This window comes from Oscillibacter acetigenes, assembly GCF_025567605.1.
In the GTDB taxonomy this organism is placed as follows: domain Bacteria; phylum Bacillota; class Clostridia; order Oscillospirales; family Oscillospiraceae; genus Oscillibacter; species Oscillibacter welbionis.
In genome coordinates, this window is the sequence record NZ_JAOQKG010000001.1 from 163,741 (window position 1) to 184,447 (window position 20,707).

A 20,707-nucleotide genomic window follows, 5' to 3' on the forward strand; every position below is an offset into this window, starting at 1 on the left:
AATATTTGAAAGGGGTCCGTTCAGGGAATTGATATTGCAGCACAGGCCGCGCCATCGTCTGGTATTGTGTTTCATATCTCCATACTCCTTTCCCGGACCGATCAGGGGAATCAAAAAAAGCCCTGCCCCATATTTGGGACAAGACTTGAAACCATCCTGCGGTACCACCCAAGTTGACGCAAAGCGCCCGCTCGTTCCACGTACATTCATACGCGCCGCCCGGATAACGGGTGCGGGCCCCGTCAGACGCTACTGAGCATTTTGCCGTTTGCGCTGCCCTCGCAAGTCCATTCGCTGGAAAGTTCTCTGCCGTGATCCCACCATCCACGGCTCTCTGAAAGGTGACCTGACCAGGTACTCCTCTTGCTCATCGGTTTTGCTTGATTGCTTTGCATTATACGAAGCGGCGGCGGAAATGTCAACCGTGATTTTGCACAAATCTTTTTTGCTGCTTTAAAGAGATAAAATCCGGGGCAAGAACTACCCCGGCAGGATGGCCCTGCCGGGGAGTAACATGCAGTTTGAATCGGGTTTTCCGCGGCTCAGGAAAGCAGCAGCTTGTCGTCGGCTTCGTCAGAGCCGCTGACTTTGCTGAACAGGGCCAGCAGGTCGGGAACGGTGAGCTTCTTCTTCTCCTCGCCGGACACGTCGATGACAATACGGCCGTCGTACATCATGATGAGCCGGTTGCCGTGGACGATGGCGTCCTTCATGTTGTGAGTGACCATCATGGTGGTGAGGCCGTTTTCCTCCACGATCCGGTCGGAGAGAGCCAGAACCTTGGCGGCGGTCTTGGGGTCCAGGGCGGCAGTGTGCTCGTCCAGCAGCAAAAGCTTGGGCCGCTTCAAAGAGGCCATCAGAAGCGTCAGCGCCTGGCGCTGGCCGCCGGAGAGGAGCCCCACCTTGCTGGTCAGACGGTCCTCCAGACCCAGCCCCAGGTCCCGCAGCAGCTCCCGGTAGTCCGCCCGCTCCGTCTTGGTGATGCCCCAGCCCAGGCCGCGGGGCTGGCCCCGGCGGGCCGCCAGCGCCAGATTTTCCTCGATCTGCATGGTGGGGGCGGTGCCCATCATAGGGTCCTGAAACACCCGACCGATGAATTTGGCCCGCTTGTGCTCCGGCAGGCGGGTCACGTCCACCCCGTCGATGACGATGGCGCCGCTGTCCACAGAAAAGGTGCCGGCCACCGCATTGAGCATGGTGGACTTGCCGGCGCCATTGCCGCCGATGACCGTGCAGAAGTCACCGTCCTTCAGCGTCAGGCTGACGCCCCGGAGGGCCTGCTTTTCATTGACCGTCCCGGCGTTGAACGTCTTCCAGATCTCCTTGATCTCAAGCATCCTGATCCCCTCCTGTTTTTGCTCCGGCATTGGCGCTCCCGGCGGGCACCTTGACGTGGGCGTATTTCCCCTTCCAGTAGGGGATGGCCAGAAAGGCCGCCACGATCAGGGCGGTGATGAGCTTCATGTCATCGGTGTTCAGGCCCAGCCAGATGACCACCTGGTACACCAGGTAGTACAAAATGGCGCCGATGGCCACAGCCAGCATCTTCAGCGCAAAGTTGCGGAACACTTTGCCGAAGATCACCTCGCCGATGATGACGGCGGCAAGGCCGATGACGATGGCGCCCCGGCCCATGTTCACGTCCGCGAAACCCTGGTACTGGGCCAGCAGGGCGGAGGACAGGGCCACCAGTCCGTTGGACAGCATCAGGCCCAGCACCTTGGTGAAGTTGGTGTTGATGCCCTGGGCCCGGGACATATTGGGGTTGGAACCAGTAGCCCGCAGGGAGGCACCCAGCTCCGTGCCGAAGAACCAGTACAGCAGGGCAATGACCGCCGCCACAAAAATGGCTACCACCAGGATGGGGTTGTCCAGGCTCAGGGAGCGGACGCTCTGCTGGTCCACCAGCAGGTCATACTGTCGGGAGCTGACGGGCCGGTTGGCCTGTCCCATGATCCGCAGGTTGACGGAGTACAGGGCCAGCTGGGTGAGGATACCGGCGAGGATTGCCGGAATGCCGCAGGCGGTGTGGAACAGGCCGGTGACCAGTCCCGCCAGCACACCCGCCAGAAACGCCCCCAGCATCGCCAGCGGCACCGGCGCCCCCGCCATGGTCAGCATGATGAAGGCGGCGCCGCCGGTAGCCATGGTGCCGTCCACCGTCAGGTCGGCCACGTCCAGGATCCGGAACGTGATGTAGACGCCGATGGCCATGATGCCCCAGATCAGTCCCTGGGCGGCCACACCCGGCAGGGCGTTGACCAGATGCATGATGTTCAAGTGAAATCCCTCCAAAATCCCCCGGCTGTTTCCGGAGGCAATTTGCTGCTCTATTCTAGCAAAGTTCAGCGGAAAGGGGAAGCCCCTTTTCCGCTGAAAGTGTGTTGATAAGATTTGGATGACGGGGCGGAAGGGTGGCATACCGCAGACGCCGCCCATAGGACGGAGACCGGGCGGCGGAGAGCCCCGGAGAGGGCTCCCCGCCGGTGAAGGCGGAAGTTTTGCAGACAAGAATTTGAAAACATCCGCCGGCTCTTTATCGGTTCTCCGTCCATTCGTCCTTATTCGGCGATGGCCTCATAGCCGTCGGGCGGGGTCAGGCCCAGAGCCTCGCACATGGTGGGGTTGTACTTGGGGGTGAACTGGGGGGCGTACTCGATGGGCATGGTGGCGGGATCGGCGCCGTTCACCAGGATATCATAGGCCATCTCACCGGTTTTGTAGCCGATGTCATAGTAGCTGATGGTCAGCGTGGCCACGCCGCAGCCCTTGCAGATGCCCTCCTCACCGGCGATGATGGGAGTGCCGGTGTCCAGGGAGATGTTGCCGATCAGTTCGGCGTTGTTGGCAGCGGTGTTGTCGGTGGGAACGTACAGGACATCGCTGGCCGTGCAGGCTGAGGAGGCCACAGCGGACAGGTCGTTGGAGTCGGAGAAGGAGTATTGGGTGCAGGTATAGCCCAGATCCTCCAGGTAGCCTTGGACGGTGTCCACCTGATACTGGCTGTTGGGCTCGGCGGAGCAGTACAGCAGGCCCACAGTCTGGGCGTCGGGGAACCAGGTGTGCAGCATCTCAGCCTGCTGGTCCAGGGGCGCCAGATCGGAGGTGCCGGAGACGTTGTAGCCAGTGGTGCCGGTAAAGCCGTCAATGCCCAGAGCCACGCCGTACTCGGTGATGGAGGTGCCCAGAATGGGAATGGTGCTGGTGCCGGTGGCAGCGGCCTGGAGAGCGGTGGTGCCGTTGGCCATGATCAGGTCCACGCCCTGGGAGACAAAGTTGTTGGCAATGGTGGTGCAGTTGGCGGTATCGCCGGAGGCGTTCTGGGGGTCGATGGTGACACTGTCGCCCAGCAGTTCCGTCAGGGCGTCCTGAAAGCCCTGGGTGGCGGCGTCCAGGGCCTCGTGCTGGACCTGCTGGATAATACCCACGGTGTAGGTCTGGCTGCCGGAGGCGGACTCGTCGCCGCTGGTATCGGCATCGGTATCTGTGGACTGGGTGTCGCCGCCGCAGGCAGCCAGGCTCAGAGCCATGACGGCGGTCAGCGCAAGGGCAAGAAACTTCTTTTTCATCGCAGAGATCTCCTTTTCAAGATTGATCGCGGGGAAATTACAAAAAGCGGCTCTGTCCGAAGAGCAGAGCCGCCTTCCATACGGGGTGAGATCCACCGGCCGCCGGACCTTCACTGGCTGCTCTGCCTATGACAATATCGGCCCGCATAGCGGACCTGGCAGCCATAAAATCGAGAGAACCCCGCCACAGTGCGGAACGCTGCTGCAAACAAAACCATGGAAGAGCTCCCTTCTGCCGACCGGCCTTTGTACTTTTACACCATACTGCTTTAAACAGGCAAAGTCAATGGTGAATTTATACAAAATCTCTGGAAAATGTTTCAGAGGCAGGAGATTTCCCAAAAAACAGAGCCGCCCGGCAGCTTCCTCAGCAGAAAGCGCCGGGCGGCGGGGCCACGCGCTCCTCAGCCCCACAGGGCGGAGAGCATGGGAATGACCTGCTTTTTCCGGGACATGACCTTGGGCAGGAACACCACGTCCTCCGCATCCTCCACATTGAAGGCCTGGCGGATGCTGTCCCTGTCGCCCACGAACAGCAGCTGGGTGCCCTCCAGCAGTACATCGGTAATCATCAGGATTACCATGTCGAAGCCCTGCTTCTTCTGCAGGGAGCTCATGAGCTGCAAAAACTCTCCCTTGCGCTGGAGCAGCTGGTCGGAGTCCATGCAGGTGACCTGGCTCACCGCCAGGTTGTGGCCTGCGATGTGGAACTCCTTGTAGTCTGTGCGGAAGATCTCCTCTGCAGACTTCGCACCGCCGCCGGAGGCGGAGAAGATCACCTGTCCCAGCGCCTGGAGGGAGATGTTGGCGATCCGGGCCATGCGGTTGGCCACGTCGATGTCCCGCTGGGTGCAGGTGGGAGACTTGAACATGACCGTATCAGAGACGATGGCCGCGGCCATCAATCCCGCCATCTTGGCGGTGGGCATCAGGCCCTTGTCCTGATACATCCCCGCCACGATGGTGGTGGTGCTGCCCACGGGCTCGTTCCGGACAGTGATGGGATTCTTGGTCTGGATGTCCGCCAGCCGGTGGTGGTCGATGATCTCCAGAATCTCCGCCTGGTCCAGGCCCGGTACGGACTGGGCCTTCTCGTTGTGGTCCATCAGGATCACCTGCTTGCGGCGGGGCCGCAGCAGATGGTAGCGGGACAGGGTGCCCACCACCCGCTCCTCCTCATCCAGAATGGGATAGGCCCGGAAGCGGCTTTCCAGCACGGTGTTCTGCACGTCGTCGATATAGTCGTCCAGGTGGAAGCACACCAGATCCTTGTTCTTGCAGATGCTGCTGATGGGCATGGCATGGTAGATGAGCCGCACTGCCCGGTAGGCGTCATAGGCGGTGGAGATGATGCAGGTGTCCGTCTGCATGGCCAGCAGCTCCGGGTCCACCTCCGCCTGACAGACGATGATGCAGCTGACGCCGATCTCCAGCGCACGGCGGATCATGTCTGGCTGGTCGCCGCAGACCACGATGCTGCCCGGGTCGGAGAACACCAGGTTCTCCCGGCTGGCGGGCAGGGCGATGGTGACCTCACCGGAGATCACGTCCCGCATCTCGCCGCCCTGGTTGAGAATTTTGCCCTCCAGCACGGACAGCAGGTTGTACACCGGGATCTCGCCCACCTTAGGGTTGCGGACGGAGGACATGTCATAGTTGGCCACATCCCCGGCGGAGAGCATTCCGAACAGGGTCCCGTCCTCATTGGCCACGGGGATGGCGGAGATCTTGTCCTTCTGCATGGTCCGCCAGGCCCGGCTGATGGTGGCAGCGGCGGACAGGGTGGCGGGCGTGTCGTAATCCAGGTCCCGGACCTGGGTACGCACGTTGTTCAGCAGCTTGGGGGGCTGGAAGCCGAAGCGATCCAGCACGGTCTGGGTCTCGTCACTGATCTGGCCCAGGCGGGCGGCCTCGTACTGCCGCTGGCCAAGGGCGTTCTTCAGCGCCGCGTAGGCCATGGCGGAGACGATGGAGTCCGTGTCCGGGTTCCGGTGTCCGGTGATATAGATGGTGTCCATGAATACTCCCTCTCAAGTGGATGCGGGGCATCCAATTTTTGGCGTGTTGATAGCTTTATTATGCGTCTCCGGCGCAGGTTTGTCAACAGCCCGCAGGCCGGAAAACCGGGGGCCGGAAGGGCAAAAACTGCCTCCGCCAGCGGGGGCGGAGGCGGTTTTGCGCCGGTGCGCGACGGCGTTCACAGGGTTTCCAAATAGGCCTCGATGGCCTCGCCCATGAAGTGGGCTGTGCCGGGGCCGTAGCTGTCCAGAACCTCTGCAAAGCGGTTGTCCCAGCTGTACAGGTCCGCCAGGCGGCGGAGCTTCTCCTCGTCGCAGCTGCGGCTGAACTTCACCAGATGGGCCTGCCAGCGGAGCACCAGCTCCCGGGCCTCCGGACTGGCGGGGTCGCCCTTGGTCGCCTCAGCGGCAAAGGCCATGAGAATGGGGTCGGCGTCCTCCTGCTCGGCGGACGCGCCGATATAGCTTGCCATGGGATTTTTCCTCCTTGCGTGGGATTGAATCGGGGTCAGAGAATGACCAGCTCCTTGGGGGCCAGAGTGAGGTTTTGACAGCCCTCCGGTGTGAGGTACAGCACGTCCTCAATCCGCACACCCAGCTTCCCGGGCAGGTAGATGCCCGGCTCGGCAGAGATCACCGCCCCGGCGGGCAGGGGCTTGTCGTTGGAGGGAGTGGCGTTGGGCCCCTCGTGGATCTCCACTCCCACGCTGTGGCCGAAGCTGTGGCCGAAACAGGGACCGTAGCCCGCCTGCCGGATGATGTCCCGGGCGGCGCCGTCCACGGCCTTTCCAGTGGCCCCGGCCCGGGCGGCTGCGATACCCGCCAGTTGGGCCTGCAGCACCGTGTCGTAGACCTGGCGCATCTCATCCGTCACGGATCCCACCGCCACGGTACGGGTCATGTCGGAGCAGTAGCCGTGATAGATGCAGCCGAAGTCCATGGTGACGAACTCCCCGGCCTGGATGACCTTTTCCGAGGGTACCCCGTGGGGCAGGCTTCCGTTGGGGCCGGACACCACGATGGGATCGAAGGACTTGTCCTCCGCCCCGTAGTGGAGCATGAGATACTGGAGCCGGGCGGCGATCTCCTTCTCCGTGACGCCGGGCCGGATCTCGTTCAGGATATCCGTCAGGGCCTTCTCCGCAATCCGCTGGGCGGCAATCATGATCTCCAGCTCCTCCGGGTCCTTTACCGCCCGCAGTTCTGCCAGCAGGTCCGCCGCGGGCACCAGCTCACAGGGCAGAGCCCGGGCATAGGCGTCGTGCTCCCGGACGGTCATATAGGCGTCCTCAAACCCCAGGCGCTGGATGCTGTGGCGCTGGACGGCCTCCATCAGCAGGGCGGAATAGCCCCGGCCGTGGCCTGCCTCCTGGACCTCCGCATCCTGCACATGCCGCCGGGCGGCCTCTGTGTACCGGGAGTCGGTGAAGTAATAGAACTTCTCTCGGGTGACCAGGGCCATGCCGTCGGTTCCGGCGGAGTGGAAGCCGGAGGCGTAAAAACGGTTGGCCTCATGGGTCAGCAGCATACCGTCCAGGTCACGGGATTCCAGCTGGGCGGCGATTTTAGCAAAATGATTCATCGTGTTACCTCCTGAGCCTCTATTTTCTTCACAGAGGCCTTTACAAATCCGTAGAACAGCGGATGCGGCCGGTCGGGACGGACGGCCGCAGCGGCAGTCCGCGAGAGATGCTGGCGGGCTCGCCCCTTGCGGGGCAACCGCCCACATGGCAGATAGCCGTCCCGCCCGGGACTTATTGAGTGTCAGCTTCCATTTTCTCCACAGAGGCTTTGATAAACCCATAGAACAGCGGATGCGGCCGGTCGGGACGGCTCTTGAACTCCGGGTGAAACTGGGCACCCACGAACCAGGGGTGGTCCGGCAGCTCGATGATTTCTACCAGGCGGCCGTCCGGGGACAGGCCCGCCAGCCGCATACCGCCCACCTGCATCTCCGCCCGGAAATCGTTGTTGAACTCGTAGCGGTGGCGGTGGCGCTCGGAGATCTCTGCCGCGCCATACAGCTCCCGGCTGCGGGAGCCCTCTGCCAGCACGCAGGGGTAGCGGCCCAGCCGCATGGTGCCGCCCTTGGCGGTGACATTCACCTGGTCCGGCATCAGGTCGATGACCGGGTGGGCGGTGGAGGAAAATTCGGAGGAGCTGGCGTCTGCCCAGCCCAGCACGTGGCGGGCGAACTCGATCACCGCCATCTGCATCCCCAGGCAGATGCCGAAGTAGGGAATGCAGTGTTCCCGGGCGTACCGCACGGCCGCGATCATGCCCTCGATGCCCCGGTCGCCGAAGCCGCCGGGCACCAGGATGCCGCTGCAGCCCGCCAGCCGCTCCGCCGCACTGGCCTCCGTCAGGGTCTCAGAGTCCACCCACCGGATGTCTACTACCGCGTCGTTGGCGGTGCCCGCATGGTTCAGGGACTCCACCACGGAGAGGTAGGCGTCGTGGAGCTGGGTGTACTTGCCCACCAGGGCGATGGACACCCGCTTGCGGGCGTTCTTCTCCCGCTTCACCATGGCGCTCCACTCCCGCAGATCCGGCTGGTGAGTGATGAGGCCCAGCTTCCGGCACACCACCTCGTCCAGACCCTCCTTGGCCATCAGCAGGGGCACCTCATACAGCGTCTCCGCCGTGGCGTTCTGGATGACGCAGTCCGGCTGGACATTGCAGAACAGGGCAATCTTCCGGCGGATGTCCTCTGTGATGGGCACGTCGCACCGGCATACCAGAATATCCGGCTGGATGCCCAGGGACAAAAGCTCCTTCACGGAGTGCTGGGTGGGCTTGCTCTTCAGCTCGCCGCTGCCGGGGATCTGGACGATGAGGGGCACGTGGATGAACACCACATCCCCCTGGGGCCGCTCCGCCGCCACCTGCCGGATAGCCTCCAGGAAGGGCTGGGACTCAATGTCGCCCACGGTGCCGCCGATCTCCGTGATGACCACGTCCACGTCCTCTTCCGCCATGGCGTAGATGCGGCGCTTGATCTCGTCGGTGATGTGGGGGATGATCTGCACCGTGGCGCCCAGGTAGTCGCCCCGGCGCTCCCGGTTCAGCACGGACCAGTAGATCTTGCCGGAGGACACGGAGCTGTTGCCGGTGAGGTCCTCGTCCACGAACCGCTCGTAGTGGCCCAGGTCCAGGTCCGTCTCGGCTCCGTCCTCGGTGACGAACACCTCGCCGTGCTGATAGGGACTCATAGTCCCCGGGTCCACATTGATATAGGGGTCGAACTTCTGGTTCCGCACCCGGACGCCCCGCTGCTTCAGAAGCCGCCCCAGGGAGGCCGCGCAGATCCCCTTGCCCAAGCCGGAGACCACGCCGCCGGTAACGAATACGAATTTCGTTGACATGCCGCTCACCTTGCCTTTCCACGCAAACAGTTTTAGCAGGAAACCGAATTGTACGCCCCGGGCCGACAAACAAAAAACAAACTTCATGCGCGGTACAGTGCACCACGAATACAGGCAAATGCCGCTGCGCATGAAGTTTTGCGCATCATTTCCGGTTGCCCCAAAGGGGCGGGGAAATGGCGCATTTTCGTTTTTTGTTATGCAAAAGCATAACAAAAAACACCGCCGGACCGATTTTGCGGCTGAAAGTCCCAGTCTCTTTCGGGACGTTCGGCCGCGGTCCGCGGTGTGTCTGTTCGGTTGTCGCGTTGCGGCATCCGCCGCAAACCGCTGCCCAAAGCGTTTCCAAAAAATACTGTTTCAGTGTAGCACCGGCTTGGGAAAATGTCAACGGCCGTCAGATGGCAAAACCGGCAGAATCCGCAGGGCGATTCCAACTGGTTTTCTGTGGATTTCGGCAAAGGCCGGGCGCGGAAACTCCGCGCCCGGCCTTTGGAAGAGTCATGGAGCCCCGTAGGTCTGGTGGATCTGGACCAGCTCCATGGGGGACTCCACCCAATTCTCCACATACCCGCAGCCGCAGCTGACGTAGCGGATCACCGGGACCTTGCCCAGCAGGGTGTACCGGGTGGTGTAAATGTTGCTGCCGCTAGCGTAGCGGCTGGGGTGGTCGGGGATTCGGACGATGTCTCTGCTGCCGCACTTGGGACAGGTGTGCGAATTCTTCATTTCGGCTCCTTTCGATTCAGGAGGGCCGCCCCGCACAGGGCCAGCAACGCGGCCAGGTCCGCCGGGGCCGGCGCCGGGCAGAGCGTTTTCGGTGTATCCTCCATACCGCTCACCGGCTCCGGCGGCCGTAAAACCGGATGGCGAGAGGGATGGACACCACGGTCAGCACCACGGCGGCGATGGCGGCGGGAACCAGGGAGAGGGACAGATAGAAGCCGCCGTCCAGGGAGGACTGCTCAATGGTGGCGATGCCTCCGGCGCTGGCACACACCAGAAAGATGATGAGGAACATCGCCAGCCGCCCCTTTTCTACGCCGAACCGGAACATCATGGGCAGGGTGATGTCCAGGATGCACACGGCCACGCACACGGACAGCAGGATGACGGGGATGGAGGGACCCTCCACATCGCTGAGCCAGATGACCGACAGGATGGTCTGAAGGACAAAGGTGGCCGCCGCCGAGACGGCCACGGCGATCCAGCCGAAGAGATACTTGCTCAGCACCACGTCCCGGGCGGAATACGGCATCATGGCAGCCATCTGGTCCCAGCGGCTCCGCTCGTCATAGGCCAGGGCGGTGTAGGGCAGCATAGAGGCATACACCACGGCAAAGGTGCTGTAAAACGTGCCGGGGATGCAGGAGAACACCAGAATTAACAGCAGGAAGATCTTCATCTGCCGGAAGATCACGTAGTAGTCTTTCAAAAGCAGGGCACTCATTGCTCCTTCGCTCCTTTCACCAAAAACAGGACGATATCCTCCACTGTGGGCCGCTCCAGCGCCCAGCCCGCAGGCACCAGCGCCCGCTTCACCAGGCACCGGACGCCGCCGAAGCTGCTGTTCTCCCGGGCTACCACGGCCCCGTCCTGAAGGCTGTTCACTTGATCTGCCGTGCCCACGAAGATGCCATACTCCTCCAGCAGCCGATCCTTCTCGTCGCAGAACAGCAGCCGCCCCTGGTGGAGGAAGGCGATATAGTCGCACAGCTTCTCCAGGTCGCTCAAAATGTGGGAGGAGATCAGGATGGAGTGGTCCTCCTCCCGGGTGAACTCGTTGAAGATCTCCAGCACCTCGTCCCGGACGATGGGGTCCAGGCCGGCAGTGGCCTCGTCCAGCACCAGCAGCCTGGGGCTGTGGCTCAGGGCCACGGCGATGGCCAGCTTCATCTTCATGCCACGGGAGAAGTCCTTGAAGGGCTTTTTCTCCGGCAGGCCGAAGCGGGTGAGGTAATTCTGGTACTGTTTTCCGTCCCAACGGCGGTAGGTCTTGGCCATGACGCCTCCCACCTGAAGGGCGTTCAGGCTCTCTGGGAAATAGGCCTCGTCCAGCACCACGCCGATGTCCTCTTTCAGGGAGAGAAACTCCGGCGCGGCGGAATCCGCCCCCAGGACGGTGCAGGTGCCGCTGTCCGGCCGCAGGGCCCCCATCAGCAGGCGGATGGTGGTGGACTTGCCGGCGCCATTCTCTCCCACCAGACCGCAGATGGTGCCGCTGGGCACGGTGAGGGACAGGTCCTGTAAGGTAAAGCCGGGAAAGTGTTTCGTCACATGGCTCAATTCAATGGCGTTCATACGTGAGGTTCCTCCTCTTTCAGCAGGATGCGGAGCATTTCCATCAGCTCCAGTGCCGAGACGCCGCACTGGGCGGCCAGCTCCACGGCGGCGTCCAGGTGGTCCTCCAGCTCCTTCAGCTTCTGCTCCCGGATCAGGTCCAGATTCTTTTCCGCCACAAAGCAGCCCTTGCCGGCCACGGTGTAGAGGAAGCCGTCGGCCTCCAGCTCGTCGTAGGCCCGCTTGGTGGTGATGACGGAGATCCGCAGGTCCTTGGCCAGGGCCCGGATGGAGGGCAGCGCCTCTCCGGGGGAGAGCTTCCCGGCAATGATCTGGGCTTTGATCTGGGAGTAGATCTGATCGTAGATGGGTTGGTTGGTGGTATTGCGGATGATGAGTTCCATGGAAGTCACTCCTGTTCGTACTGTACATTTACAGTATATACAGTATGCACGGATTGTCAAGAGGGAAATGCTGGATCCCGCAAAAATTTTTGTGGTCCTTGGGGCTAGGCTCTCAACAGAAAATGTGATACACTACTAAAGCTGAGACTGACGGCTTGTCCGGAGAAAAGGAGGTGAGCGCCGTGGAGACCATCCCCGGCAGCGGAAACTGGAAGCTAACCATTCGCCGGGAGGCGGCGGGGATTACCATCCTGCGGGCGGCCACCTGCGACGCCCGGGCCCGCCTGCCGGAGACGTTATACGGCCTGCCGGTGACGGCCCTGGGGGACCACGCCCTCTCGCCCACCGCCGCTTCCGCGGAGGGGGAGGACCTGCTGGTGACCTGCGGCACCGGGACGGACCCGGGGACCTGGAGCAACCGGGACCTGGAGGACCTGACCCTGCCCCGGTCCCTGGAGCGGGTGGGGGATTACGCCCTGATGAACTGCGGCGGCCTGCGGACCCTGCGGCTTCACGACGGCATCGGTCAGTGGGGCGGCGGGGTGCTGATGAACTGCCGACGGCTGGCAGCCTTCCATCTGACCCGGGTGGGGGAGCAGGGGGACACCCTGGCCTGGTTTGCCGACGAACTGCCCTGGGAGCTGGATGTCACCGTGGAGGAGACGGACGGCACCGTGTTCCGTTTGCTCTTTCCGGAGTACCGGGAGGTTTATGAGGAGAACTGCCCGGCCCATCACTTTGATTACAACATCTTCGGCGCCGGATATCCCTATCACCACTCCTTCCGCCGGAAGCGGCTGGACCTGCGGACGTATGACGAGCTGTGGAGCGGTTTTCTGGGCATGGAGCACGATGAGGACTGCGCGGTGCGGCTGGCCTTCTGGCGGCTGCGCTACCCGGTGGAGCTGACGCCCCGGGCGGAGGGGCAGTACCTGTCCTACCTCCGGGCCCACGCCGGAGAGGCGGCAGTCTGGCTGGTGGGAGAGCGGGACATGCCGGGGCTGGCGTTTCTGCTGAGGACGGCGGAGCCGGACCGGGAGGCCCTGTCCGCCGCCTGCGCCCTGGCGAGGGAGAGCGGGGTCTCCGAGGCCCTGGCCCTGCTGCTGGAACAGCAGCGGGATGTGGCCCCCCGGGGGCTGGACAAGACTTTTGACTTATAGCAGGGAAGGAGGCGCACCATGGCGGCCAAGGACCTGACGGCCATCGGACTGGAGATTTTGCAGACGGCCCGGAATGAACTGTATCTGAATCTGCCCTATCTGGATGTGGCGCTGTGCAGCCTGGACTTCCAGCCCGGCGGCGGGGTGACGCTGTCCCTGGCCACCGACGGGGAGACGCTGTACTACGACGGCAGCTTCCTCTCGGAGCGGTATCTCCGGTCCCGGACGGCGGTGGACCGGGCCTATCTCCACGTGCTGCTCCACTGTATGCTGCGGCACCTGTGGAAGAAGCGGGGCAGGGTGGCGGAGCTGTGGGATCTGGCCTGCGATGTCGCGGTGGAGAGCATCCTGGACGAGCTGGACTACCCCTGCCTGGCCGGGGGCTTCGTCCCCGCCAAGCAGAAGTTCTACGGCGAGTGCCGGGCAGAGATGCCGGTGCTGACGGCGGAGGGCATCTACCGCCATCTCCTGCGGCTGGACCTGCCGGAGTACGAGGTGGCCCGGCTCCAGCGGACCTTTCTGGTGGACGACCATGGCCTGTGGGACCCGGACCAGCAGGACCAGGAGCAGCAGAAGCAGCGGGAGCAGAAGTGGCAGGGCGTCTCCGAAAAGACCCAGACGGGACTGGAGACCGTGCTGGCCGGCAAGGCCACCGGCGGCGAGGCGGTGCTGGAGCAGATCCAGGTGGCCAACCGGGACGACGTGGACTACCGGACCTTCCTCCGGCGGTTCGCCGTGCCCCGGGAGGTGATGGCGGTGGACGGCGACGCCTTTGACTATATCTTCTACACCTACGGCCTCCAGCTCTACGGCAACATGCCCCTGGTGGAGCCGCCGGAGACGAAGGAGGAGAAGCGGATCGAGGACTTCGTCATCGCCGTGGACACCTCCATGTCTACCTCCGGTGAGCTGGTGCGGCAGTTTCTGGCCTGCACTTACGCCATCCTCCGCAGCACGGAGACCTTCACTCGGAAGGTGAACATTCGCATTCTCCAGTGCGACGACCAGGTCCGGTCCGACACCCCCATCCGCGACCTGGAGGAATTGAAAGCCTATATGGAGAACTTCTCTCTGATGGGCGGCAGCGCCACGGACTTCCGGCCGGTGTTTGAACACGTGGCGGAGCTCCAGGTAGAGGGGGCCTTCACCTTCCTTCGGGGGCTGGTATACTTCACCGACGGCATGGGCGTCTATCCCCGGAAGCGGCCGCCCTATGACACGGCCTTCGTGCTGTTGGAGGAGCCGCCCCTGTCCGTAAAGATGCCCCCCTGGGCCATCCGGCTGGTGGTGCCCACCCCGGCCCTGGAACAGGCCGCCCGGGAGGCAGCGGAGGAGGCCAAAGCCGCCGGGCTGGACCTGATCGATTTGGACGAACTTCCCCAACTGTAAGGAGCTAACGATATGAACATCAAACAGGCAAAGCAGGAGATCACCAATACCTTGAAGGCGTATCTGGCCAAGGACCAGCTGGGGAACTACCTGATCCCCACAGTGCGCCAGCGGCCGGTGCTGCTGATGGGCCCGCCGGGCGTGGGCAAGACCCAGATCATGGAGCAGATCGCCGCCGAGACCGGCGTGGGCCTGGTGGCCTACACCATCACCCACCACACCCGACAGAGCGCCATCGGCCTGCCCTTCATCGAAAAGCGGACTTATGGCGGGGAGGAGGTCTCCGTCACCGAGTACACCATGAGCGAGATCCTCTCCTCCGTTTACCGGCTGATGGAGCGGACCGGACTGCAGGAGGGCATCCTCTTCCTGGACGAGATCAACTGCGTCAGCGAGACCCTGGCCCCCATGATGCTCCAGTTCCTCCAGTGCAAGACTTTCGGCAACCAGGCCCTTCCCGAGGGGTGGCTGATCGTGGCGGCGGGCAACCCGCCGGAGTACAACAAGTCCGTCCGGGACTTCGACGTGGTGACCCTGGACCGGGTGAAGCGCATCGACGTGGAGGAGGACTACGGCGTGTGGAAGGAGTACGCCCGCCGGAAGAACCTCCACGGGGCCATCCTCTCCTACCTGGACATCAAGAAGGACAACTTCTACCGCATCGAGAACACGGCAGACGGCCTCCAGTTTGCCACCGCCCGGGGCTGGGAGGATCTCAGCGAACTGCTGTACGCTTATGAGACCCTGGGCATCCGGGCGGACCGGGAGGTGGTGGGGCAGTACATCCAGATGCCCCGCATTGCCAAGGACTTCGCCAATTACCTGGAGATGTTCTACAAGTATCAAAAGACCTACCACGTGGAGGGGATCCTCAGCGGCACCTGGGAGAACATCACCGTGCTGGAGCTGCGGGAGGCGCCCTTTGATGAGAAGCTCTCCGTCATGGGGCTGGTGCTGTCCCGGCTCAGCGAGGAAGCCCGGAACACCCGCTGCCAGGACGCCCTGACCGACGCCCTCCACACCTCCCTGACAGAGTTTCGGGAGAAGATCGCGGACGCGCCGCCGCTGACGGTGCTGGACCAGCTGCTGTGGAAGCGGCGTACTGCCATGAAGCAGGCCAAAGAGGCCGGCCAGTTGGACAAGGAGTCCCGGGACCTCAAGCAGCGGGAGATCAACGCCCTGGAGGACTACCGCCAGCGGCTGGACCGGGAGGCCGTGGCCCCGGAAGGGGCTATGGACGCCGTCCGGGGCTGGTTCGGTGAAGAGGTGGAGCGGCGGAAGGCCGTGGCCATGGAGACGAAGGACATGTTCGACAACGCCTTCCGTTTCCTAGAGACCACCTTCGGCAACAGCCAGGAGCTGGTGATCTTCGTCACGGAGATCACCGTCGGGTACAACACCTCCTGGTTCGTGGAGCAGTTTGGCTGTGACGCCTATTTCCGCCACAACCGGGAGCTGCTGTTTGACAGCACCCGCCACCGCATCCGGGAGGAGATTGCCGCCGCCAAGGCGGCAGAACAGGAGGAAAACACATGAGGGAAGAGTGGAAGCAGATCGAAGCCGTGCTGGACGAGAAGGTGCGCCCGTCTCTCCGGGCCCACGGGGGTGAGCTGGAGATCGACCACCTGGAGGACGGCGTGCTGTATATCAAGCTGCTGGGCCAGTGTGCCGGGTGCCCCTCCGCGGACCTGACCAACGAGACGCTGATCGAGCATGAGCTGACGGCTGCCCTGCCGGAGCTGGTGCAGAAGGTCGTGGTGGTCCAGACTGTCAGCGACGAGCTGTGGGAGCAGGCCAAGCGGCTGCTGCGGGACCATCATCTTTGAAAGTCGGCAGCCCCTGAAGAGAAAAAAGCGCCCCCGGCAAAAGCCGGGGGCGCTTTTCAACAGCTTACCAGCTGTGGTGCTGCCAGGACTCTTCGGCAGTCATGGCGAAGTAGTCGTAATTGGGGGCGGGGCCGCTGTCGCCCCAGGTGGTGTCGATGTGGTAGTCTGTGCCGTCCAAGGTGGCCACGGTCCAGATGTGGGAGTTGTTGGAGAGGGCTGTGCAGTCGATGCCCTCCAGCTTCAGCAGCAGGTTGTAGGCGCCGGTGTACCCGTCGCACACGGCGGTGCCGTTTTCAAACAGGCTGTATGCAATATGGCTCAGGGAGCTGTCCCCGGCGGTGTAATCATAGACGCAGTTATCGCAGATCCAGGTGAAGTAGACCCGGGCCTTCTCATAGTCGGACATGGAGGTGGTGATCTCTCCGCTCTCCCACAGGGCATCATGGACGGCAATGGCCGCCTCCATGGCCGCGTCGCGGTAAGTCAGGATCTGATCTCCCGCGCTGGCGGCGGAGAAGGTGAGGGTGATGGACCCGTCCGCAGAATAGGTGCAGTTGACCGTGTTGTAGCATTGCTCACAATAGGTTTTCACAGCTGCCAGGGCCGCCTCCATCACCCGTCGGGCGGAGGTTACGGAGAGACTGGGGTACTGCAGGACCAGCGTGTTCTGGTTGGATGCCAGCATGTAGCGGACGCTTTCATCTATCTCCGCCGCAGTGGCGGGAGCGGCGATATACGTCCCCAAGGGCACCAGATCTCCCATGGCAGCGCCCAGGGCGCTCCAGGACTCCTTTCCCAGGTCCCAGTCCGGCGTTGCCCGCAGGCTTGGATCCACCATGCGGGTCAGCATGGCGGCGGCCGCGCCCCGGGTGATGGGCTGGTCCGGCAGGAAGGAGCCAGCGGCGTCGCTGCCTACGGACACGCCGGTGCGGTAGAGGGTCAGGATGTCCTGGTAATAGGGGGTGTACTCGGTCACGTCGGTGATGAACTGCCGGCTGGCGTAAGCCTGAGTTACCAGGTCCGCGTGAACGGGCGGCAGGGCCTCCTCCGGAAGCGTGTTCGCCAGCACATGGGCCACCTGGGCCCGGGTGGCGGGGGTGGAGAGGGACTCGTCCAGCTCCGTGCCGATGACACCCTCCGACTGGAGATAGCGCAGGTACCGGAGGGCCGCTGCCTCATTCTCGGCGGCATAGGCGCCTGGACCTGCCTCCGCGTCTCCGGTGCGGTACAGACTGCGGATGCGGCCGGCGAAAATCACCACCTGCCCAACGGTCAGCTGGTCTCGCAGGCCGAAAGTGCCGTCGGCCTTGCCTACGGAGAGACCATACGCATACAGCGCCGCCACATTGTCGTAGAACGTGGACTCCGGCGTCAGGTCGGAGAACTGGCCGGCGTAGGTTTTGCTGCGGACAAAATTGTCCGGGGTGTCCTGGGCGGCCCAGGCGGGGACAGTAAGAGCAAGCGCCAGTGCCAGCACCAGCGCGGGGACCCGTTTCTTCATGACGGCACCTCCTTATACAAAATGGAAGATCGAATTCAGGATTTCTGCCTGATGGAACAAAACGCGGACAGGGGCCTTTTCAGGAGGGGATGTCCAAATCCTCCATGGTCCGGTCCTCCACATAGGGATTCAGGTACTGGTTGACCAGCTCCAGAGTGGCGTCCGGGTCCAGATAGATGTAGGGGGAGCGCCACTCGTTGGGCAGAGTGGAGAAGGAGATCTTATCCACGCCCATGCTGATGGCCTCCTTCCCCAGCCAGGCCAGGTTCCCAAGGGACAGGTCCGTGTCCACATACTGCTGGAAGATCTTGGCGAACTCCCCCACCTTGTCCACGTTGGAGAGCGTCAGCGTCTGTTGAGCCACGGCTTTTAGGAAGTTCTGCTGGGTCTGCATCCGGCCGATGTCCTCGCTGCCGTAGCCGGAGCCGTCGTTGTTGTGGCGGAAGCGGACCACCTTCAGCGCCTCCGCACCGGAGAGATGCTGCATCCCGGCGGAGAAGTGGATGTGCAGGTCCTGGTAAGGATCGTCGTAATTCATGCTGATGGGGACTTCAAAGTCCACGCCGCCGATGGCATTCACCAGCGCGGCGAAGCCGTCCAGATCTACGGTTACCGTAAAATCCACTGGGATGCCCAGCTGCTGGGAGATGGTCTCGGCCAGCAGAGCGGTCCCGCCGGAGTTATAGGCGAAGTTGATCTTGTGGTTCTTTCCATTGATGACGGCCTTGGTGTCCCGGGGGATGCTGACACCATAGATGTAGTCGTTCTCTGCATCCACGGCCACCAGGATATTGGTGTCGCTGCCGCCATTGTGGTCATCCACGCCGGACACCAGAATGGTGTAGAAATAGGGCTTGCGCTCCAGATGGGCCGCCTGGGCCAGGACTTCTGCGTCCTGGGCGGTGTCTTCGGCGGAGACCTCCTCCGCTTCGTCGGGCCGGGTGGTTTCGGCGGGGACCTCAGGGGGACGGAAGAGACAGAAGTAGCCGGCATACAGTGCGGCGGCCACAAAGACCACGAGAAGCAGCAGTCTGCTCCAGCTGCGCCGTCTCCGGCGGGTTCTCTTTGCCATATTCAAAACGCTCCTTACAGCCGCGGCGGTGCCGCGGGGGTTTCTTTGGAAAAACTGGGTGAGAAGATTTACATAATACTCGTTGCAACATTATAAAACGGGAAGCGGAAAAACACAAGAGGAAAATGGCGTGCCGGAGCGCGGCACGCCATTTTTCAGGAATTCTCCGCATCTTCCCGGGTCTCCTCCGGAACCAGCTGCTGCAAGAGAGTCTTGATGTCAGCCAGCAATTGGTTCTGATAGGAGAGGGCGCATCGTATGTAATGGAGTGCCGGATCCAGGTCCTGGATGGGCTCCACGCCCTCCACCGGGTGAGGCCAGCGGCGGACGGGAGGCTCCGGGGTGGCCGGCACTGCGGCGACCGGGGGCTCCGGTGTGGACCGGGCCACGCGGCGGCAGCGGGATTGCTTTGCCATATCGATTCCTCCGTTGCGAGCTTTCTAAGACTAGTCTATGCGCATTTTATTCCCCGCGGTACTTTTTCCGGGTGGCGATGCCGCCGCGGATGTGTCGCTGGGCCTTGTTCACCTCCAGGACTTCCTTCACCTGCTGGTACAGCACCCGATTGAACTGGGGCAGCCGTTCGGAGATGTCCTTGTGCACTGTGGATTTGCTGATGCCGAATTTCTGTGCGGCGGCGCGGACCGTGGTCCGGTTTTCGATGATGTACTGAGCCAGCCGTTCGGCCCGCTCCTCCATGTTACCCTTCAAAACACAACACTCCCCGCCTCTTGTTGCTCCATCCTATGCGGGGAGAAAAAGGGATATGCGCGGACTGGGGCGGAGGGAAGAGAACCTCTTCTGTCTTTAGACGAAAAAGGGCCCGTCCGGGTTTTCCGGACGGGCCCGAGGGGGATTATTTTTTCAGCTTCTGGATCTTCTCCAGCCGGTTCAGGGCCTCGTTGAGGGTGTCGTCATTCTTGGCGAAGTGGAGGCGGATCAGGTGGTTCACCGGCTCCCGGAAGAAGCTGGAGCCGGGCACGGCCCCCACGCCCACCTCCCGGGCCAGGTTCTTGCAGAACTGCAGATCGCTCTCATAGCCGTACTCTCTGATGTCCAGCAGCACGTAGTAGGCGCCCTCCGGGTCATTGTGGGAGATGTGCAGGTCATCCAGCCCCTTGAGAAACAGGTCCTTCTTGTGGGTGTACTTGGCCAGCAGGTCGTCATAGTAGTCCTGGCCGAACTCCAGGCCGGGGATTACCGCCTCCTGCAGCGGCGCGGCGCAGCCCACCGTCAGAAAGTCGTGGACCTTCTTGGCCCGGTCGATGATCTCCTCCGGCGCGATGATGTATCCCAGCCGCCAGCCGGTGATGGAGTAGGTCTTGGACAGGGAGGAGCAGGACAGCGTCCGGTTCCACATCCCCGGCAGGGTGGCGAAGTAGGTGTGCCGGTGGGGGGCGTAGACGATGTGCTCATACACCTCATCGGTGATGACGTAGGTGTCGTATCTGGTGGCCATCTCCGCAATGGTCAGCAGCTCCTCCCGGGTGAAGACCCGGCCGCAGGGGTTGGAGGGGTTGCACAGCACCAGGGCCTTGGGACGTTGGCGGAAGGCAGCCTCCAGCTCGTCCACGTCGAAGGTGAAGGCGGGCGGGTGCAGTGGCACATAGATGGGCTCCGCCCCGGAGAGGATGGTGTCTGCCCCATAGTTCTCATAGAAGGGGGAGAAGACGATGACCTTGTCCCCGGGGTTGGCCGCGGTCATCATGGCGCACATCATAGCCTCGGTGGAGCCGCAGGTGGCCACGATTTCCTTGTCCGGGTCGATGGTGCGGCCCATATAGCGGGACTGCTTGCGGGCCAGGGCCTCTCGGAAGTTCTGGGCCCCCCAGGTGACGGAGTACTGATGGGGGCCCTCCCGGGCCACCTGGGCCAGCCGTTCCAGGATCGCCTGGGGCGGCTCGAAGTCGGGGAAGCCCTGGGACAGGTTCACCGCGCCGTACTTCAGGGAGACGCGGGTCATCCGCCGGATCACGGAATCGGTGAAACTGGCGGTGCGTTCAGAAAGAGGCTGGGGCATGGTCAAAATCACTCCTTACTTTGGAACAGTTGGGAAAAAGTCCTGCCAAAGCGCAATATTTTTATCAGTATAGCACGTCACGGGACAGCTGTCACCTCCGGAA

The 20,707-nt window shown here is 62.7% G+C and carries 20 protein-coding genes and 1 other annotated feature; of the genes, 4 read left to right on the plus strand and 16 right to left on the minus strand.

Annotated elements, in window-relative coordinates; genetic code table 11:
- Nucleotides 1–131 precede the first annotated feature (131 nt).
- Nucleotides 132–380 (minus strand) — a binding site (T-box leader).
- Nucleotides 381–542: 162 nt separating this feature from the next.
- The 11 genes from OCV80_RS00825 to OCV80_RS00875 form a co-directional block, all read right to left on the minus strand.
- Complete coding sequence (locus tag OCV80_RS00825; RefSeq protein ID WP_119311617.1) at nucleotides 543–1,337, minus strand: ABC transporter ATP-binding protein; 795 nt, start codon at nucleotides 1,335–1,337, stop codon at nucleotides 543–545.
- Nucleotides 1,330–2,271, minus strand: a complete 942-nt coding sequence (locus tag OCV80_RS00830) for an ABC transporter permease (protein WP_021748188.1) — start codon at nucleotides 2,269–2,271, stop codon at nucleotides 1,330–1,332. Before OCV80_RS00830 ends, OCV80_RS00825 begins: the two co-directional genes overlap by 8 nt.
- 290 nt (nucleotides 2,272–2,561) lie before the next feature.
- Nucleotides 2,562–3,569 carry an ABC transporter substrate-binding protein gene (locus OCV80_RS00835; RefSeq protein WP_021748186.1) on the minus strand — a complete coding sequence of 336 codons (1,008 nt, stop codon included), beginning with the start codon at nucleotides 3,567–3,569 and terminating at the stop codon, nucleotides 2,562–2,564.
- A 404-nt stretch (nucleotides 3,570–3,973) separates the two neighbouring features.
- Nucleotides 3,974–5,587: a putative manganese-dependent inorganic diphosphatase gene (locus OCV80_RS00840; RefSeq protein WP_021748184.1), complete on the minus strand. Its 1,614-nt coding sequence runs from the start codon at nucleotides 5,585–5,587 to the stop codon at nucleotides 3,974–3,976.
- 179 nt (nucleotides 5,588–5,766) lie between these two features.
- The gene (locus OCV80_RS00845) at nucleotides 5,767–6,060 is read right to left on the minus strand and encodes a TipAS antibiotic-recognition domain-containing protein (RefSeq protein ID WP_136891025.1); all 294 of its coding nucleotides are present in this window, start codon (nucleotides 6,058–6,060) and stop codon (nucleotides 5,767–5,769) included.
- Between the two features lie 35 nt (nucleotides 6,061–6,095).
- Nucleotides 6,096–7,169, minus strand: coding sequence for a M24 family metallopeptidase (locus OCV80_RS00850; protein WP_136891024.1), 1,074 nt, complete (start codon nucleotides 7,167–7,169; stop codon nucleotides 6,096–6,098).
- A gap of 172 nt (nucleotides 7,170–7,341) precedes the next feature.
- Nucleotides 7,342–8,952, minus strand: coding sequence for a CTP synthase (locus tag OCV80_RS00855; RefSeq protein ID WP_136891023.1), 1,611 nt, complete (start codon nucleotides 8,950–8,952; stop codon nucleotides 7,342–7,344).
- 501 nt (nucleotides 8,953–9,453) lie between these two features.
- On the minus strand, nucleotides 9,454–9,681 hold the full coding sequence (locus OCV80_RS00860) for a hypothetical protein (RefSeq protein ID WP_136891022.1): 228 nt from the start codon (nucleotides 9,679–9,681) through the stop codon (nucleotides 9,454–9,456).
- Nucleotides 9,682–9,790: 109 nt separating this feature from the next.
- The gene (locus OCV80_RS00865) at nucleotides 9,791–10,402 is read right to left on the minus strand and encodes an ABC-2 transporter permease (protein WP_025544970.1); all 612 of its coding nucleotides are present in this window, start codon (nucleotides 10,400–10,402) and stop codon (nucleotides 9,791–9,793) included.
- Nucleotides 10,399–11,253, minus strand: coding sequence for an ABC transporter ATP-binding protein (locus tag OCV80_RS00870; protein ID WP_025544971.1), 855 nt, complete (start codon nucleotides 11,251–11,253; stop codon nucleotides 10,399–10,401). The genes OCV80_RS00865 and OCV80_RS00870 overlap by 4 nt, the downstream gene beginning before the upstream one ends.
- Nucleotides 11,250–11,636 (minus strand): GntR family transcriptional regulator, encoded by a 387-nt coding sequence (locus tag OCV80_RS00875; RefSeq protein WP_025544972.1) that lies wholly within the window; start codon nucleotides 11,634–11,636, stop codon nucleotides 11,250–11,252. Before OCV80_RS00875 ends, OCV80_RS00870 begins: the two co-directional genes overlap by 4 nt.
- A 182-nt stretch (nucleotides 11,637–11,818) precedes the next feature.
- Between OCV80_RS00875 and OCV80_RS00880 the strand changes: the two genes are divergently transcribed.
- From OCV80_RS00880 to OCV80_RS00895, 4 genes are read left to right on the plus strand one after another with little or no spacing between them, the layout of a single operon-like run.
- A complete protein-coding gene (locus OCV80_RS00880) occupies nucleotides 11,819–12,796 on the plus strand; it encodes a hypothetical protein (RefSeq protein ID WP_119311611.1) in 978 nt (325 codons plus the stop codon).
- An 18-nt stretch (nucleotides 12,797–12,814) separates the two neighbouring features.
- Nucleotides 12,815–14,185: a vWA domain-containing protein gene (locus OCV80_RS00885; RefSeq protein WP_119311610.1), complete on the plus strand. Its 1,371-nt coding sequence runs from the start codon at nucleotides 12,815–12,817 to the stop codon at nucleotides 14,183–14,185.
- Nucleotides 14,186–14,197: 12 nt separating this feature from the next.
- Nucleotides 14,198–15,721 (plus strand): ATP-binding protein, encoded by a 1,524-nt coding sequence (locus OCV80_RS00890; protein WP_119311609.1) that lies wholly within the window; start codon nucleotides 14,198–14,200, stop codon nucleotides 15,719–15,721.
- Nucleotides 15,718–16,011, plus strand: coding sequence for a NifU family protein (locus OCV80_RS00895; RefSeq protein ID WP_021748171.1), 294 nt, complete (start codon nucleotides 15,718–15,720; stop codon nucleotides 16,009–16,011). The genes OCV80_RS00890 and OCV80_RS00895 overlap by 4 nt, the downstream gene beginning before the upstream one ends.
- A gap of 64 nt (nucleotides 16,012–16,075) precedes the next feature.
- Here the strand turns inward: OCV80_RS00895 and OCV80_RS00900 are convergent, their stop codons facing one another.
- From OCV80_RS00900 to OCV80_RS00920, 5 genes are all read right to left on the minus strand, one after another.
- Nucleotides 16,076–17,512, minus strand: coding sequence for an S-layer homology domain-containing protein (locus OCV80_RS00900; protein ID WP_119311608.1), 1,437 nt, complete (start codon nucleotides 17,510–17,512; stop codon nucleotides 16,076–16,078).
- A 79-nt stretch (nucleotides 17,513–17,591) separates the two neighbouring features.
- Entirely contained in the window at nucleotides 17,592–18,584 is a 993-nt protein-coding gene (locus tag OCV80_RS00905; RefSeq protein ID WP_021748169.1) for an LCP family protein, read from the minus strand.
- Nucleotides 18,585–18,739: 155 nt separating this feature from the next.
- Entirely contained in the window at nucleotides 18,740–19,000 is a 261-nt protein-coding gene (locus OCV80_RS00910; protein ID WP_021748168.1) for a hypothetical protein, read from the minus strand.
- A gap of 46 nt (nucleotides 19,001–19,046) precedes the next feature.
- Complete coding sequence (gene spoIIID, locus OCV80_RS00915; RefSeq protein WP_025545171.1) at nucleotides 19,047–19,295, minus strand: sporulation transcriptional regulator SpoIIID; 249 nt, start codon at nucleotides 19,293–19,295, stop codon at nucleotides 19,047–19,049.
- Between the two features lie 145 nt (nucleotides 19,296–19,440).
- The gene (locus OCV80_RS00920) at nucleotides 19,441–20,604 is read right to left on the minus strand and encodes a pyridoxal phosphate-dependent aminotransferase (RefSeq protein WP_021748166.1); all 1,164 of its coding nucleotides are present in this window, start codon (nucleotides 20,602–20,604) and stop codon (nucleotides 19,441–19,443) included.
- Nucleotides 20,605–20,707 lie beyond the last annotated feature (103 nt).

Excerpts from the sequence above, each read along its gene's own strand:
- OCV80_RS00905 (WP_021748169.1), bottom strand. The coding sequence starts at position 18,584 with ATGGCAAAGAGAACCCGCCGGAGACGGCGCAGCTGGAGCAGACTGCTG.
- OCV80_RS00830 (WP_021748188.1), bottom strand. The coding sequence starts at position 2,271 with ATGCATCTGGTCAACGCCCTGCCGGGTGTGGCCGCCCAGGGACTGATC.
- OCV80_RS00895 (WP_021748171.1), top strand. The coding sequence starts at position 15,718 with ATGAGGGAAGAGTGGAAGCAGATCGAAGCCGTGCTGGACGAGAAGGTG.
- OCV80_RS00920 (WP_021748166.1), bottom strand. The coding sequence starts at position 20,604 with ATGCCCCAGCCTCTTTCTGAACGCACCGCCAGTTTCACCGATTCCGTG.
- OCV80_RS00885 (WP_119311610.1), top strand. The coding sequence starts at position 12,815 with ATGGCGGCCAAGGACCTGACGGCCATCGGACTGGAGATTTTGCAGACG.
- OCV80_RS00900 (WP_119311608.1), bottom strand. The coding sequence starts at position 17,512 with ATGAAGAAACGGGTCCCCGCGCTGGTGCTGGCACTGGCGCTTGCTCTT.
- OCV80_RS00825 (WP_119311617.1), bottom strand. The coding sequence starts at position 1,337 with ATGCTTGAGATCAAGGAGATCTGGAAGACGTTCAACGCCGGGACGGTC.
- OCV80_RS00865 (WP_025544970.1), bottom strand. The coding sequence starts at position 10,402 with ATGAGTGCCCTGCTTTTGAAAGACTACTACGTGATCTTCCGGCAGATG.
- OCV80_RS00860 (WP_136891022.1), bottom strand. The coding sequence starts at position 9,681 with ATGAAGAATTCGCACACCTGTCCCAAGTGCGGCAGCAGAGACATCGTC.
- OCV80_RS00845 (WP_136891025.1), bottom strand. The coding sequence starts at position 6,060 with ATGGCAAGCTATATCGGCGCGTCCGCCGAGCAGGAGGACGCCGACCCC.
- OCV80_RS00855 (WP_136891023.1), bottom strand. The coding sequence starts at position 8,952 with ATGTCAACGAAATTCGTATTCGTTACCGGCGGCGTGGTCTCCGGCTTG.
- OCV80_RS00840 (WP_021748184.1), bottom strand. The coding sequence starts at position 5,587 with ATGGACACCATCTATATCACCGGACACCGGAACCCGGACACGGACTCC.
- OCV80_RS00875 (WP_025544972.1), bottom strand. The coding sequence starts at position 11,636 with ATGGAACTCATCATCCGCAATACCACCAACCAACCCATCTACGATCAG.
- OCV80_RS00890 (WP_119311609.1), top strand. The coding sequence starts at position 14,198 with ATGAACATCAAACAGGCAAAGCAGGAGATCACCAATACCTTGAAGGCG.
- OCV80_RS00835 (WP_021748186.1), bottom strand. The coding sequence starts at position 3,569 with ATGAAAAAGAAGTTTCTTGCCCTTGCGCTGACCGCCGTCATGGCTCTG.
- OCV80_RS00870 (WP_025544971.1), bottom strand. The coding sequence starts at position 11,253 with ATGAACGCCATTGAATTGAGCCATGTGACGAAACACTTTCCCGGCTTT.
- OCV80_RS00850 (WP_136891024.1), bottom strand. The coding sequence starts at position 7,169 with ATGAATCATTTTGCTAAAATCGCCGCCCAGCTGGAATCCCGTGACCTG.
- OCV80_RS00910 (WP_021748168.1), bottom strand. The coding sequence starts at position 19,000 with ATGGCAAAGCAATCCCGCTGCCGCCGCGTGGCCCGGTCCACACCGGAG.